The sequence below is a fragment of the Aerococcus sp. 150760013-2 genome (genome assembly GCF_053627715.1).
Genome location: NZ_JBSEYI010000014.1, coordinates 1 through 15,524, shown reverse-complemented (window position 1 = coordinate 15,524; position 15,524 = coordinate 1). Strand labels below are relative to the sequence as shown.

The 15,524-nt window shown below is 38.5% G+C and carries 12 protein-coding genes; 2 read left to right on the top strand and 10 right to left on the bottom strand.

Annotation, left to right across the window (positions count from 1 at the left end):
• Positions 1-25: 25 nt before the first annotated feature.
• The 8 genes from pnpS to ACUW85_RS08105 form a co-directional block, all read right to left on the bottom strand.
• Positions 26-1,882 (bottom strand): two-component system histidine kinase PnpS, encoded by a 1,857-nt coding sequence (gene pnpS, locus ACUW85_RS08140; protein WP_182023556.1) that lies wholly within the window; start codon positions 1,880-1,882, stop codon positions 26-28.
• The gene (locus tag ACUW85_RS08135) at positions 1,882-2,655 is read right to left on the bottom strand and encodes a response regulator transcription factor (RefSeq protein ID WP_182023557.1); all 774 of its coding nucleotides are present in this window, start codon (positions 2,653-2,655) and stop codon (positions 1,882-1,884) included. The genes pnpS and ACUW85_RS08135 overlap by 1 nt, the downstream gene beginning before the upstream one ends.
• A gap of 146 nt (positions 2,656-2,801) precedes the next feature.
• Positions 2,802-3,915 (bottom strand): peptide chain release factor 2 gene (gene prfB, locus ACUW85_RS08130; protein WP_107309492.1). Its coding sequence is split into 2 segments (ribosomal slippage): positions 2,802-3,842 and positions 3,844-3,915, totalling 1,113 coding nucleotides; the frame shifts between segments, so codons are not numbered across the junction.
• 92 nt (positions 3,916-4,007) lie between these two features.
• Positions 4,008-6,389 carry a preprotein translocase subunit SecA gene (gene secA, locus ACUW85_RS08125; RefSeq protein ID WP_149314798.1) on the bottom strand — a complete coding sequence of 794 codons (2,382 nt, stop codon included), beginning with the start codon at positions 6,387-6,389 and terminating at the stop codon, positions 4,008-4,010.
• Between the two features lie 254 nt (positions 6,390-6,643).
• Positions 6,644-7,228: a ribosome hibernation-promoting factor, HPF/YfiA family gene (gene hpf, locus ACUW85_RS08120; protein ID WP_048729080.1), complete on the bottom strand. Its 585-nt coding sequence runs from the start codon at positions 7,226-7,228 to the stop codon at positions 6,644-6,646.
• A 122-nt stretch (positions 7,229-7,350) separates the two neighbouring features.
• Complete coding sequence (locus ACUW85_RS08115; protein ID WP_182023559.1) at positions 7,351-8,118, bottom strand: ComF family protein; 768 nt, start codon at positions 8,116-8,118, stop codon at positions 7,351-7,353.
• Complete coding sequence (locus ACUW85_RS08110) at positions 8,111-9,484, bottom strand: DEAD/DEAH box helicase (RefSeq protein WP_149314797.1); 1,374 nt, start codon at positions 9,482-9,484, stop codon at positions 8,111-8,113. The genes ACUW85_RS08115 and ACUW85_RS08110 overlap by 8 nt, the downstream gene beginning before the upstream one ends.
• A 136-nt stretch (positions 9,485-9,620) precedes the next feature.
• Positions 9,621-10,484 (bottom strand): DegV family protein, encoded by an 864-nt coding sequence (locus tag ACUW85_RS08105; protein ID WP_149255961.1) that lies wholly within the window; start codon positions 10,482-10,484, stop codon positions 9,621-9,623.
• Positions 10,485-10,711: 227 nt separating this feature from the next.
• On the opposite strand from ACUW85_RS08105, the gene ACUW85_RS08100 reads away from it, so the two are divergent.
• Together ACUW85_RS08100 and ACUW85_RS08095 are read left to right on the top strand one after the other, a co-directional pair.
• Entirely contained in the window at positions 10,712-11,350 is a 639-nt protein-coding gene (locus ACUW85_RS08100; RefSeq protein WP_149255960.1) for a YigZ family protein, read from the top strand.
• A 106-nt stretch (positions 11,351-11,456) separates the two neighbouring features.
• Positions 11,457-12,785 (top strand): FAD-binding oxidoreductase, encoded by a 1,329-nt coding sequence (locus tag ACUW85_RS08095; RefSeq protein WP_149314796.1) that lies wholly within the window; start codon positions 11,457-11,459, stop codon positions 12,783-12,785.
• 494 nt (positions 12,786-13,279) lie between these two features.
• Here the strand turns inward: ACUW85_RS08095 and ACUW85_RS08090 are convergent, their stop codons facing one another.
• Both ACUW85_RS08090 and ACUW85_RS08085 read right to left on the bottom strand, forming a co-directional pair.
• Positions 13,280-14,395 (bottom strand): hypothetical protein, encoded by a 1,116-nt coding sequence (locus ACUW85_RS08090; RefSeq protein ID WP_149358525.1) that lies wholly within the window; start codon positions 14,393-14,395, stop codon positions 13,280-13,282.
• A gap of 170 nt (positions 14,396-14,565) precedes the next feature.
• Complete coding sequence (locus ACUW85_RS08085; RefSeq protein ID WP_149314794.1) at positions 14,566-15,297, bottom strand: NAD-dependent protein deacylase; 732 nt, start codon at positions 15,295-15,297, stop codon at positions 14,566-14,568.
• Positions 15,298-15,524: the final 227 nt, after the last annotated feature.

Sequence of the window (15,524 nt, the reverse complement as noted above, 5' to 3'; positions counted from 1 at the left end):
CTCATCGGCTAAATTTACTATTCGTTTATTCTTCTTCAATTTCATCTTCTTCATCTAATTCTAGCGGTTCTATCTTAGGAATATAGACCGTAAAACTTGTTCCCCTTCCAAATACACTATCTACTTCAATCCTACCACCCATATGTTCTAGTATATTACGAACGATGGATAAACCTAGCCCTGTACCACCAGATGCAGTTGACCGGTCTTTACTTACCCGGTAGAATCGTTCAAATATTCGTGGAAGGTCCTCTTGTGGTATGCCGATACCATTATCTGAAATTTTAAATTGAATCATATTTTCCTCTTCAGAAATGGATACCTTAACAAACCCATAAGGATTATTATAAATAATGGCATTATGAATTAGGTTGGTAAGTACCTGTAAAATCCTACCCCGATCTCCTCTAAAAGAAACATCTAGTTGGGAGTTATCATCTTTAACTAAATCAATATGCTTATCTTTTGCCCGCCCACTTAGGTGTTGAAATACGTCTTCTAAAAGCTCGTCCGCCTCTAACAATTCACTAGTATGTTGTATTTGATCCTGTTCAATTTTAGCCAGATCTAAAATATCCTTAATTAAAGAACCGAGGCGATTACTCTCTTTTTGCATAATTTTAACGAATTCCACTGCTGTATCGTGATCTTCAATGGCCCCATCTAATAATGTCTCAGTAAATCCTTGTAAGGCAGTGACTGGTGTTTTAAGCTCATGAGATGCGTTAGAAATAAAATCGCTACGAACTTTTTCCAAATGACGAATACTAGTAATATCATAGATTAAAAGAATAATTTGTTCTGAATCATTTGGATTTGTTAGTTCTTCATTGGTTTCAGTATCAAAGTAAGCATCCATTTCTTCATAGCTTAAATGAATAATATTCACATCCAAAATAACTTCTCTTGGATAATATAAATAAATTTCCTCATTAATTTTCTGTTTTGTTTTAGAAGCTTGGTTTAGCATTTGAACCAAACGATAACTTTGTAATACTTCTTCAAAACGACGACCTTCTATCTGCTCCTCTAGCCCTAGAATTTCATAAATAGCTGGGTTAGCTAAACGCACAATATGGTCTTTATCTACCATCACAACACCTAACATCATGGCATCTACCAATTTGTTCATTCGTTGTGTTTGATTTGTAATTTGAAATTCTTGAAGAGCCAGCTCATTGGATAGATCATTAATATTTTCACCAATTTCATCAAATTCTTCAATGTCTACGGGTGTATATTTTGTCGCATAATCATTATTTGCTATATGATTTAATTGGCGATTAATGGCCAAAATAGGCAAGTGTATTCTGCGGTTAAAGTGTACAAAAAAGCCCACAAGTAAAATAACCGCACCAAGAGCCATTACCACGGCAATAAAGATAATATTTTCTTCCACTGGACGATTAAGAGGAAAATTTCTCAATACTTGAATATACCCAAGTACATCTCCTTTTGAGTTCGAAATTCGTTCAGAGTAAGAGTAAATAATCGTATTCTTTTCTGTTTCTTCCTGTTTAAATCTATTATCCATATTATCTTCATAGTTTCTAAATGCTAAATCATTTGATAATTGCTCATTTCCAACTGTGTAAACACGGTTTCCGTTTGCATCATAAATTAAGATTCGATCATTTAAATTAATCATGGGTTGGATAGTCCGTTTAACAGACCGGAATTCAAGCGTATTGTCTGTTATATCAGTCACTTCTAAAGATCTGAAACTTGGTCGAATAGTTGAAACTACATTTACCAACGTATTTTGCACTTCTTCGTTAACAGTATCAGAAACAAAGCGGTTTACCGTGAAAGCAAATATCACACTATATAAAATAAACAACAGTGCAAACACTGTTGTTATACTTCGAATCAATTTTTGCATTAGTGAGGCACCTCAAATTTATATCCAAAGCCACGTACTGTAATAATATACTCAGGATTTTTGGTATCTAATTCGATTTTTTCACGTAAGTGGCTTACATGAACATCAACTATACGCGTTTCTCCGGCATAATCAAACCGCCATAACTTTTGTAATAATTGTTCACGTGATAATGTACGATTCACACGACGAGCCATATAAGTTAATAACTCGAACTCTTTAGGCGTCATTTCAATCGATTCCCCGCGCACGTATACAACATAATCATTTACATGGATTTCAATATCACCTGCTTTAATGATTTCGACATCTTCATCTTTAAAATTACCCACCGAATCTTTCGTTAAGGTAATTTTGTGTTTAGCTTCAATGCCATTTTCTTCACCAATTAGAGCTTCAGGAGCACTATATGATGCACGGCGTAAGATTGCTTTCATCCGTGCTAATACCTCACGTGGGCTAAATGGTTTAGTCATATAATCATCCGCACCCAACTCCAACCCAATGATTTTTTCTAATTCGTCATCTTTTGCAGTTAACATTAGAATAGGTGTGTTTATCTTATTTTGGCGTAAGTTTTTACAAACGTCCATCCCATCCATTTTGGGTAGCATTAAGTCAAGAATAATAAAGTCTAATTGATGATTCATCGCCAATTCTAATCCCGCTTGGCCATCTTCTGCTTGGATAACTTCATAGCCTTCTTTTTCTAAACTATATTTTAATAATGTTAATATCGATTGCTCATCATCCACTATCAATACTTTTTTCATATATTTCCTCCACACACAACTTTGGGAACGTGATTACACCCAACATCAACCAACTACCCTAGGTCTCAGATACAAGCTATATTTTATTTATTATTATATACCGTTTAATTTGTCATTTAAATCCGCCGAGACACAATCGATTACCACTATGCCTCTTCATCACTCAATTGCGCTTTTAAATATGCGTCAATAAATCCATCTAAATCGCCATCCATCACCGCTTGTACATTAGCAGTTTCATGGTCAGTTCGGTGGTCTTTTACCATATTATATGGATGGAAAACATAAGAACGAATTTGTGAACCCCAGGCAATTTCTGATTTTTCACCACGAATTTCATCTAATTCTTTAGCATTCTTTTCAGCTAGTAAATGCGCTAATTTAGCTTGTAACATCTTCATAGCCGTATCCCTATTTTGGAATTGAGACCTTTGACCTTGCGAAGCCACAACAATACCTGTTGGCACGTGAGTTAACCGGACTGCTGAAGATGTTTTATTGATATGCTGCCCTCCAGCACCTGATGCGCGGAATACGTCCATTTCAATGTCTGATTCATCAATTTCAATTTCCGTATTTTGGTCTAACACTGGCATAATCTCCACTGAAGCAAAGGATGTATGCCGACGCTTATTAGAGTCAAATGGTGAAATACGCACCAAACGGTGGATACCATCTTCTGATTTTAAGAATCCATAAGCATTCAAACCTTTAATTTCTAGTGTCACAGATTTAATCCCAGCTTCATCGCCATTTTGGAAGTCTAGTGTGGTTACTTGATAGTCGTGTTGGTCTGCCCACCGTTGGTACATTCTAAGTAGCATAGAAGCCCAGTCTTGGGACTCAGTACCACCAGCACCTGGATGAATCTCTAATAAGGCATCGTTATGGTCATACTCACCACTTAGTAAAATATTGCGCTCATAGGCGCTAATTTTAGCTTGAAAAGCTTGTATTCGATTAACTAATTCCTTAGATAAATCGGGATCTGGTTCTTCTTTAACCATTTCGTTTAAAAGTGTCAATTCTTCATATTCATCCGCTAGATTATTGAATTCATCATAGACCTTTTTCAAGGCGTTATTCGCATCAATTACTGATTGTGCTTTTTCTGAATCATCCCAGAAACCTGGTTGAACCATATCAGCTTCATACTCAGCTAAATCTGCTTCCATTTTCTCTAAGTCAAAGAGACCCCCTGAAGCTGTCAATTTGGGTTTTATTTTGCTCTAGTAAGTTATTAATTTCATATTGTTCCATCTTATATCGCTCCTAATAAAAACACGGGACCAACATGCATGATGATGTTACTCGGTCAATGCCTTGTTCGTCCCGATGTTCATAATATGCTCTTATTTAGCTTGTTTACGTTCTAAGTTTTGACGGATTTCAGATTGCATGAACATGCGTGTTGCATCATATTCAATACCGGCAATCATTTCGTTGAAACGGTCAAATCCTTCAGATTGGTATTCTACCAATGGGTTATTTTGCGCGTAAGCACGTAGTCCAACCCCTTGACGTAATTGGTCCATAGCGTCAATATGGTCAGTCCAACGAGAGTCAACTGCACGCAGGATAACCACTTTTTCAAATTCTAGGGCCATATCTTTGTTATTGATTGAATCAATTTTTTGGTTGAAACGGTCAGCCGCTTTATCAGTAATGTAGGCAATGATTTCTTTTTGGTTTTTACCCTCTAAGTTATCAATGTCTACTTGCGTATTGCGGTATAAGGTTGTTTCGGCAAAATCAGCCAGCGCTTCTAAATTCCAATCAGCACGGTCACCAGCAGTGTATAATTCCACTTGGCGTTTAATGGTCCGCTCAATCATTGGCCACATCACGTCATCCAATGACTCTTCAGCTGAAATCACTTCGAAACGTTGTGCGTAGATGACATCACGTTGTTGACGCATCACTTCATCGTATTCCAGGACGTTTTTACGGGTATCGTAGTTATTCCCTTCAACACGAATTTGTGCACCTTCAACCTGTTTAGTAATCATACGAGACTCAATCACCATATCTGGATCATCTTGATCAAGATTTAAGCTTTCCCATAGTTGTTGGATACGCTCTGAACCAAAACGACGCATTACATCATCTTCAAGAGACAAGTAGAAACGTGAATATCCAGGATCCCCTTGGCGTCCAGCACGTCCACGTAACTGGTTATCAATACGACGTGATTCGTGACGTTCAGTACCAATTACAGCTAAGCCACCAAGTTCTTTTACTTCGGGGCTCAATTTAATATCTGTACCTCGCCCCGCCATGTTCGTCGCAATCGTCACGGCGCCCTTTTGACCTGCATCAGCAACAATTTGTGCTTCACGTTCATGGTTTTTAGCGTTCAACACATTATGGCGAATACCTAATTGCGTTAAGGCATCTGATAACATTTCAGAGGTTTCAACTGCTACCGTACCTACTAAAACTGGTTGTCCAGCCTCATGGCGGGCAGCGATATCTTTTACAACTGCATTGAATTTCGATTTTAAGTTAGGGTATAAGATATCTGATTTATCTTCCCGAATAACTGGTTTATTGGTTGGAATTTGAATAACGTTCATATTATAAATTTCACGGAATTCTTCTTCTTCAGTTTTAGCTGTACCTGTCATACCAGATAATTTTTCATACATTCTAAAGTAATTTTGGAAGGTAATTGTCGCCATTGTTTTTGATTCATTTTGAATTTCAACATTTTCTTTGGCTTCAATACCTTGGTGTAACCCGTCAGAGAAACGACGCCCTTCCATGATACGACCTGTGAAACCATCAACAATTTTAACTTGACCATCAACTACAACGTAGTCAATATTTAAAATCATGATGTAGTTAGCACGCAAAGCTGTATCAATATGGTGGATTAAACGGCCATTTTCCATGTCGTATAAGTTTTTTACATGGAAGACATCTTCGGCTTTTTCAATACCTGCTTCAGTAAGGGCTATTGTTTTAGAAGAAACATCAATAACATAGTCTTCCTCTTCTTTTAAACTTTTAGCAAAATAATCTGCGCGTTGATAAAGTGCTGTTGATTGCTCTGCTTGGTTGGAAATAATCAACGGCGTACGCGCCTCATCGATTAAGATTGAATCCACTTCATCGACAACCGCAAAGTATAAAGGACGTTGCACCATTTGGCGTTTGTACACGACCATGTTGTCACGCAAGTAGTCAAATCCAAGCTCATTATTTGTTGAATAAGTAATATCCGCTGCATATGCTTCACGCTTTTCGTCGTTGTTCATACCAGCTTTATTCAAGCCCACTGTTAAGCCTAAGAAAGTATATAACTCACCCATTTGCGCTGAGTCACGGCTTGCCAAGTAGTCATTGACTGTCACGACGTGAACGCCTTTACCAGCTAAGGCATTCAGGTACACTGGCATTGTTGCTGTTAAAGTTTTACCTTCACCAGTTTTCATCTCTGCTATGTTTCCGTAGTGTAAAGCCAAACCACCCATAATTTGTACATGGTAAGGGAATAATCCAAGGACACGGCGTGCACCTTCTCTTACTGTAGCAAAAGCTTCCACTAAAATATCTTCCAAGTCTTCACCTAATTGTAGCCGTTCTTGGAATGACTTAGTCATATCTTTTAATTGGTCATCTGTGTAATTTGCAAAACGATCCTCTAATGCTTCAACTTGTTTTGCAGTTTTATCAAATTTTTTCAAATCTTTTCTTTGGTTATCAAAAACCTTTTTTAAAACATTTGCCATTATTTTCTCCTTTGGTTCAGAAACTTGTATAAATCTTGGGCTAATGTGTCCAGCGGTATCGCGCTACCCACTATCCCCAATATATTTATCGTCCATTATATGATAGCATTAAAAATTTGTCATTAAAACAAGAAACGGACAGCCTTAGCAGAAATTACAAGATTTCTACAAAATATGCTAGAAAAATAGTTAAATGCATTAAAAAGCTCCAGCATACACCGGAGCTTGTTGTTTTATAAGATTTTTCTGTTTGATTATGCTTCTTCTAAGTCATCTTCAATGGCAATTAAACCATAAGATCCTTTACGACGAGCATATACCAAGGCACCTTTACCAGTTTCAGCATCTTCAAAGATGAAGAAGTTGTGACCTAGCATTTCCATTTGTAATACTGCTTCTTCTGCAGTCATCGGCTTCACAGATAAGGTTTTACGACGCACAATCTTAATTGGGTCATGCCCTTCTTCAGCCTCTTGCTCAACGCGGTCAGCTTGCACTTGTGTCTCCACAGCGCCTGGTAAACCAGCACTTACACGAGGTTTACGATTCATTTTTGTTTTGTATTTACGTACTTGACGTTCTAACTTATCAACCACAAGGTCAATAGAACCGTACAAGTCTTGAGATGTTTCTTCAGCACGTAAAGTCAAACCACCCGTTAAAGGAATAGTAACCTCTGCCTTAGCATCCTTGTTCGGATAAACTTTCGCATTTACATATGCAGTAGCATCTGGTGAATCAGTGAAATACCGTTCAATCTTAGAGATTTTCTTTTCAGCATACTCTCTGATTGCTGGAGTGATTTCAATATTCTCACCGCGGACGTTGTATGTAAACATAATCTTTCATCCTTTCTACCAGTAATAAATTACTGGTGAAGCTCCTATAGCTTCTTTATTAGTACTTTTATTATAATGGAAACCGCTTACCGATACAAATAATCTACTCCCAAAAATGCATATTATCTTGCAAGGGTTAATCCGCTTATTTGACTGAAGCCAGCTAATTCAAGTGCTTTATAGGCTGAGAACATTGTGGTGCCCGTAGTATAGACATCATCAAATAAAACAATAGGTCGACGTTGGTCTAATGGTCTTATTGCTGGATTAATCCTAATTTTATTAAGGTCTCGTAACCGATTCTGTCGATTTTTATAAGCTTGCTTCCCCTTATTCCCCTCACTTATCAGTAAATCCTTATAAGGAATACGTGCAGCTTCTAATAATAAGGCTGTTTGATTGAAACCTCTATTCGCTACTTTCTCACTAGAGGAAGGCATAGGGACCCAAATCGCATTCTGATCTTTTCGATAAGCAGATCTTATTTCATGATCAAAAAGAAAACGGCCCCGTATATCTCCCTGCCCTTTTAAAACGACTAACCAATCTTTAAATATTCTATTATATTGGTAGAATGATTGATTCTTAAAATGCCAATTGTGGTACCTATGCCAACTTTGACAATCACTGCAAAATCCATCTGCGTTCACTTCAACTACCATTTCTTCCACAACGGGCCGCCCACATTGTTTACAGGTATTTTTAATAGGAATAGTTTTTAATCCGCTTAAACATTCTTGGCAAAAAAGAGCTGGTTGAATCCGACCTAAAGACAAGATATCCGATAAGGTTAAGTGAATATCTAAGATATTTTGACATATTAAACAAGCTGACGCTGTATCAGTAGTTGTGCTTTCATCATTCATCAAAATCTTAAATAGATTAGTCATCAATTAAACCTCGTTTTCTTGCTTGCTCATTCATCGTTTTAATTTGCCGAATTGCGGCATTTGATGCTTTCGTTTTCCCGTAATGGAGAAAATAAACTGACCCTGATGGCCATTTGGGTTTTCGGCCCACTCGGCCTGAAATCTGGACTAGAGCTGCTGTAGTAAAGGTCTGGTCCTCACTACCCAATACGATGACATCAATATTAGCAAAGGTAACGCCACGCTCTAAGATAGTCGTTGAAAATAAAAAATCATAATGACCATCTCGCATATTTTGTACCTTGATAATACGGTCTGGGTCTTTTGAAGACACGGATTCAAACCGGTAATCAGCAAATACTTGTCGGCATAATCTTACGAAAGTTAGCATTAAATCAATGTTGGGCATAAAGACCAAAACTCGTCGCCCTTTGACCAGTAGCCGTCCTAATAGTCGTTTAAAAACACTTGGTACTTTACCTGCTTGAATAATACTATGCCAGTCGCCTACCCATTGGTGTACGGGGACTGGTAGGTGGTGGCGGTGGTAGCGGGCTGGCAGAATGGACACGGGTAGCTTGCCATCTTTGATTAATTTCTCATGACTTGGATTTGGGGTTGCCGTCAGCAAAATCTGGGCCCCTGTCTTTTTAATGGCACGCTCTGAAGCGAAATAGAGCATAAGGTCGCCGTCATAAGGAAAGGCGTCAATTTCATCAATAATCAACAGGTCAAAAGCTTCTTTAAAGCGAATGAGTTGGTGGGTGGACCCGATGGTAAAAGGTTGTTCAGCATAAGTTTCTTCTGATTGACCGTGGAGTAACTGGATAGTCACTTCAGGAAAGGCTTCTTTAAAGCGTGGGGCTAGTTCATTGGCCACGTCAACTCGGGGTGTGGCGAGGGCTACTTTCTCGCCAGCCATCAGGGCTTGGTTAACAGCTTCAAAGACCATCTCTGTCTTACCTGCTCCTGTAACAGCCCAAACTAGACGTTGACCGCCTGCTTGGTAGGTCTGACAAATTTCTTTGGAGGCTTGGGCTTGTTGGTCTGATAAAGTGCCGGTCCAAGCCAAATAAGATTGGTCTCTTTGCCAGCTATAGGGTTCAGTCGCCTCAGCTAAGTGATATAACTTGTCGCAGGTCCGTAGTTTACCGAAGTTGAGACATTGTAGACAATAGACGCAGTCTGTCAGGCCACACTGACAGATATTTTCTTGAAAGATGGTTTGATTTCCGCAACGACGACAGTTTAAGCGCGAGCCCTCTTTTTCCAGGGCGGGGAAGATTTGCAATCCGGGTATATCCAGTAAGTTGATGGCTGCATCGGTCTGGCCTATTTCCTTGGCTGTAACGAGTCGACCGCTTAATAAATTGATTATTTCGTCCATGATTCTCACCCCTCATCCAGTTTATACGTCAAATTTTAGGGATTATGCCAAAAAAAAAGACCAGGAAACTTCCTAATCTCAATTAAATATAAAAAAAATAAGTGCAATTTTAATGCATGTAAAACTTAGTCTTATTCTAGTCAATATCAGTATTTTGCCACCAAACTAAAGCATAGGCAGCTGGCCCAAGATGGGTCCCGATAACAGGGCCTACTGGCGTTCGTTGCATATCTAAGTCTGGGTGGTTTTCAGTCATATAAGTCACCAAACTTTGAACTTGCGGGGTATCATCTTCCCCGACAATGGCCACTCTTAAATGGGGATTTGCTTGATAAGCCTGTTCAAATAAATCAAGCATCCGTTTCACTGTCTTTTTATGGGTACGAACTTTTTCAAAAACCTCAATTTTTCCCTGTTCGAAATGCAAGATTGGTTTTACTTGTAATAGGTTGCCAATTCCAGCTGCACTAGCAGAGATACGGCCGCCTTTAGCTAAGTGTCCTAAATCTTCCACTGAGAAATATGCGTCAGCAGTTAGCTTCAAGGCGTCTAGTTTAGGCAGAATGTCCATCAATCCTAGACCTTGTTCCCGCAACTTAACGGCTTCTTGAACGAATAACCCTTGACCAATCAAAGAAATATCGGAATTATAAACCTCAATCCGAACATTTTTTTCTTCAGCAACTTCGCTTGCAATCATACTAAAGGTTTGGAAGGTACCAGAAATACCTTTTGATAGGGTCACAACCAAAATTTCATCATGACTGTCAGCAAGTCCTTCAAAGGCTTCTGTGACAAGGCCTGGCGCTGGTTGCGAACTTGTTGGGATCTCATCTAAGGCCGCCATTTTGGCATAAAATTCATCAATCGTGATGTCGATATTGTCACGGTAAGATCCGTCTGAAAATGTGATTGTTAATGGTAGAACTGTAATATCGTGACGACTAACAAATTCGTCTGAAAGATAGGCAGTACTATCCGTTACAATGGCAAGTGACATATAATTTTCTCCTCTAATCCCTGTACTTTACAGATTGCCACTTGAAAAATAATCAACTGACAATAACTTCAGTGCCATTTTATCAAACATCTGGATAAAATTCGACAAGTTTATCTAGTAAAGCGCTTCAACTTTGTGAAATATACACAAAAGACAGGCAAATAGCTAAAAATAATAAAATATGCTACTCTCAAAGGAAAGAAATGATTAACAAGGAGGCAAGTCAAATGATTGAATACCGGACTGTAGTTGAAGGTGGCGGTAGCCACGAAATTGAAGTGAAAGGGTCCAGATTTATTTGCCATGCACAACGAATCTTCAATGAAGATGAAGCCAACGCTTTTATCCAAAAAATTCGTAAAGAACACTACAAAGCCACTCACAATTGTGTAGCCTTTCAAATTGGCGAAAAAAATGAGATTCAACGAGCGCTAGATGATGGCGAACCCTCTGGAACAGCGGGCGTCCCTATGCTAGAAGTTTTAAAACAGCGGAATTTACAAAATATTATCGTTATTGTTACCCGCTATTTCGGTGGTACAAAACTAGGTGCTGGTGGGCTCGTTCGTGCTTACTCATCCGCAGTGTCTGAAGGATTAGATGCCATCGGTCAAGTAGAACGTCAGCTGCAAACCCAATTAGACATCAAAGTTGCTTACCCATTAACTGGTCAATTAGAACATTGGATTGCTGAATCGCCCTATAGCTTATTAGATACAACTTACCTAGCTGACGTAACTTATCATTTAGGTGTCCCGTCTGATTTAGTAGATCAAGTTCAAGCCGACATAGTTAATCTAACAAGTGACCAAGCTGAATTTGCTATTGGGCAACAAATCTATGTAGACATCCCAATTAGTTACTAATTTAATTATCAACTATAAGCAAACCCACTAGTATAATTTTGCCTTGCATTTTTAAGATGACTGGAGCACAATATAATTGTAAACCCTTACAAATGGAGGCACTATTATGGAAATTGAAAAACAAATTGCAGATAAGTATTTGAAGACATATATGGTTGAAAAAGATCCGGGATCTGCATCTTTAATTGCTTTCCCCACTTCAACTGAAGAAGTGGTCGCATTTATTAAGGATGCCAACGCAAGAAAGCAACCCACGATTACTATCGGTCGTCAAACTGGATTAACGAGCGCAACTTATCCTATCAATAATGCTTGGTTACTAAGCTTGGAGAAAATGAATAACATTATTTCATTAGATGAACAAACGCTGACTTTAACAGTTCAAGCAGGTGTAACCTTATTTCAAATCCGAGATTATCTAGTGAATACGCCTTATTTCTATGCCCCTGACCCTGGTAATAAAAATGCTTCAGTCGGCGGAAATGCATCTACAAATGCTGGTGGGATGCGAGCGATTAAATACGGTGTGACCCGTGACAATATCCGTGGTTATGATGTGGTATTAGCTAATGGAGAATTGATTCACGTTGGCTCTTTAAATAAAAAAGATGCAACAGCTTATGATTTGAAAGACCTATTTATCGGTGCTGAAGGTACACTCGGGGTGATCACAGAGTTACAATTGAAATTAACACCACGTCCAGCTTTTGAGAAATCTGTTATTCTCGGTTTTAGTTCTTTAGACGGTGTGTCAGATGCTATTTTTGAAGTTGTGAAGTCACCTGTTCAACCAATTGCTTTAGAACTATTAGAAGAATCAGGTATTCACTATTCTGAACAATTTATCAACAAGAAAATGCCTGAAGTTCATGGTGAAGCTTTCTTATTGGCAACTGTAGCAGACAATGCGGCAGACGGTTTAGCCTTCCAACTTGAAGCTATCCAAGCCCTAGGAAAAAAAGCTGGTGCAATTGAAGCGCGCGAACTTTCTGACGATGAATCCAGCGAAATGTGGACCATCCGCGATAATGTCTTGAACGGTATCGTTTCTAAAGGTGACTGGAAAATGTATGACCCGGTTGTTCCTAACCACTTGTTTACAGACTTAGTTAAAGAAGGTAAACGCTTAGGAGATAAATATAATGTCCAAACTGGATTCTTCGGTCACGCAGGAGATGGCAATATTCATATTTGTATCTTACGCGGTGATCAAGATGATGAAACTTGGGAACAAATTAAACACGACTATGAAAATGATTTATTCCCATATGTTGCTGAACAAGGTGGTTTATTATCCGCAGAACACGGTATTGGTTTAGAGAAAAAAGCTTATCTGCCTTACTTCAAAGACGAAGCATATATGGCAGTATTGAAGTCCATCAAACAAGCCATGGATCCAAATAACATCTTGAACCCAGGAAAAATGTTTGACTAAACAGGGTGTGAGATAGAGCGTCTAGATAGGAGACAATGGAAGAAATAGTGCCGTGGCACACAGAGTGTGACGCAAACTATTCTGAAGTGGACACCTATCTGCCCTGTCGAGCTCAACTTCACAGGATGTGAGACAGCGCAAACTTAATATTTATGGGGTAGCCTTTCGGCTTCCACATACCTATCACTGCCTTAAAAGCAGTGGCACCGCCCTTAGAGAAAAAATTCTCTAAGGGCTTTTCTTACGATTCATTCTGTAAGGGCTGAAGCCCAACAGACTGAGATGAGTAAGAAATCCTTGTTTCACTGCTAAGGCATGCTAGGTAGTTCCAGCCTCGGGCTTGTATTTTTAAAGTATAATCGCTATGTAAATCTAATCAATAGACTATTCGAGTTTAAATGTATTTGGGTTCTGAAATAGAAAACGCCCTACGTTTTTACGTAAGGCGTTTTTTATTGAACTATGTATACAACCATGACGATTTATAGTTGAAACTAAATATTGGTTTGATCATATTTCGAATAGTAATTACCGTTTGGATAGATGATAAATATATCAACTGTACCACTACCCCCATTGCGTTTTAATTCTTTTGACGCTAGTGTCAGTTCCATACTGCCATCATCTCTAGTCTCAGAAACCTCTACTTCGATATCATCAGAAAAGCCTTCTTGATCTTTAATATATTCAAAAGCAGTTTCTTCCGTGAAAGGATCAATCACCTTTTGTTGGTTTTCTCTTTCTTGGCTAAGTTTCTCAGTAAAAGCCTCCGTCTGGATATCGTAGGTCCATTGAATATCAGGTTCTTCTTTTTCGTAGTTTTCAAAATAAGTATCTATCGTAATTGTGTTGCCTTCACCCTTGAACACATAAAAATCTTGACCACCACGCCCTTGATTTTCAAAGGAAAGCATCAAGTAATCGGGCTCATCTTGAGCAACTGCAAAATAGTCGCGGCTATAAAATTCAGAATTCAAACCACTAGCTTCACCATTAGAAGTGACTTTGATACCTGCTTCATATAGGTCAATCGCAGCATCTTTAGAGATATAAGAATCTTTTTCTGAAATTGTTAATTTATCAATTAATTGACTAACAGATTCGTTATTTCCTGGTTCGACATAGGCACTTTCGGTATGGTCTGCTATATTTTCATATTGGGCAATATCTGGCGATTGATCTGTTTCAAAATTGTAAGGAATGGGATAGGTCTGAATATACCCTGAGCCTTCCTCACTTACACTATAGACGATATGACCATCTGCTTCTTGTGGTCCACGAATTTGAATGACATCTTCTGGATATACCCCGTAATTTACATTATTTGGATTAATAAGGGAACCCTTGGGAAGTAATATAACTTCAAGATTTTCTACGTCTCTATTACTGCCAAAATTTAACCACACTCTTGCATATTCAATCTCTTCATCACTATAAGGAGATAGACTATCTTCACTTTCGGCGCTGGTATCTGACTCTGATGACTGGGTATTAGTGGATTCAGCGGTAGATATCTTACTTGATTGATTATTTTCATTAGTGCCATCCAAACTGCAAGATGCTAGCAAAGTTAGCGAAATAAGGATACTCAATATTTTTAACTTCTTCATACTTATGATCCTCCCATACTAAGATTTATATCAATTTAAAAACCTTTATCTACTATATTATATAATACATAAGCTAGCTGACAAGGTCATTATTAATATCGTATGACTAGGGTATGCAAGAAAAACGCCCTACGAATTTTACGTAAGGCGTTTTTAATTTATCAATGTTTTTAGACTAGCTGACTAAAGACATTTTCGATGCTGTCTTCAAATACTAGTACATCGTTAAAGGGAATTGTGAGTGGTGACTTGTTTACAATTGTCAAATGTTGCCCATTGAAGTAGCGTAAAAATCCAGCTGCTGGATATACAACTAGACTGGTGCCTAAGATGACGAGTAAATCGGCTTGACGAATCTTATCAATCGCCCCATTTACAGTATCTTGGTCTAATTGTTCGCCGTAAAGCACGATGTCAGGACGCACAATACCACCATCATTGGCACAACGAGGTATCCCGTCTTCATCTATACGTAGGTCTTCAGGTGCGTAACGTTGCCCGCATTCTACGCAATAATTTTCTAATACAGTACCGTGTAATTCATATACGGCTTTTGATCCTGCTTTTTGATGCAAACCATCAATGTTTTGCGTAACAACAGAAACATCTTTGCCCGATTTTTCCAACTCGGCAATAAATTCGTGGCCCGCATTTGGTTTGGCTTCTGGGTGGACCAATTTATCAAAGTGATAGGCAAAGTATTCCTTCGGGTATTGTGTAAAGAAATGATGAGAAACGACTTCTTCTGGGCTATAAGTCCCACCTAAGTTTTCCATAAAAAGGCCATTCGCTGACCGAAAATCAGGAATACCAGAGGCTGTAGACATGCCCGCTCCTGTAAAAAAGACAATACATTGGCTATCCTGAATTTGTTGTTTAAATTGTTGGATTTTATCTTCCATGCTAGTTCTCCTTTATATAGTTCTTTACCTATTCTAACATGACCAAATTTTTCATGCGAAATATCGAACATTGAAGCCTTGAGCAATCTAATTGCTTATAAATTTAGTTTTATCTAATATAAAAACTGACACTATGAACTACAACGCCATTAAAATGGCGTGTTTCTAGGAACACTCATGACTTGTTCCACTTATTTCAAAGCAAAACAGCGGTCTAAGCTATTTAA

What these genes read in the sequence shown, in the direction of transcription:
- pnpS (WP_182023556.1), bottom strand. Translation starts at nt 1,882, where the DNA reads ATGCAAAAATTGATTCGAAGTATAACAACAGTGTTTGCACTGTTGTTT.
- ACUW85_RS08135 (WP_182023557.1), bottom strand. Translation starts at nt 2,655, where the DNA reads ATGAAAAAAGTATTGATAGTGGATGATGAGCAATCGATATTAACATTA.
- secA (WP_149314798.1), bottom strand. Translation starts at nt 6,389, where the DNA reads ATGGCAAATGTTTTAAAAAAGGTTTTTGATAACCAAAGAAAAGATTTG.
- hpf (WP_048729080.1), bottom strand. Translation starts at nt 7,228, where the DNA reads ATGTTTACATACAACGTCCGCGGTGAGAATATTGAAATCACTCCAGCA.
- ACUW85_RS08115 (WP_182023559.1), bottom strand. Translation starts at nt 8,118, where the DNA reads ATGACTAATCTATTTAAGATTTTGATGAATGATGAAAGCACAACTACT.
- ACUW85_RS08110 (WP_149314797.1), bottom strand. Translation starts at nt 9,484, where the DNA reads ATGGACGAAATAATCAATTTATTAAGCGGTCGACTCGTTACAGCCAAG.
- ACUW85_RS08105 (WP_149255961.1), bottom strand. Translation starts at nt 10,484, where the DNA reads ATGTCACTTGCCATTGTAACGGATAGTACTGCCTATCTTTCAGACGAA.
- ACUW85_RS08100 (WP_149255960.1), top strand. Translation starts at nt 10,712, where the DNA reads ATGATTGAATACCGGACTGTAGTTGAAGGTGGCGGTAGCCACGAAATT.
- ACUW85_RS08095 (WP_149314796.1), top strand. Translation starts at nt 11,457, where the DNA reads ATGGAAATTGAAAAACAAATTGCAGATAAGTATTTGAAGACATATATG.
- ACUW85_RS08090 (WP_149358525.1), bottom strand. Translation starts at nt 14,395, where the DNA reads ATGAAGAAGTTAAAAATATTGAGTATCCTTATTTCGCTAACTTTGCTA.
- ACUW85_RS08085 (WP_149314794.1), bottom strand. Translation starts at nt 15,297, where the DNA reads ATGGAAGATAAAATCCAACAATTTAAACAACAAATTCAGGATAGCCAA.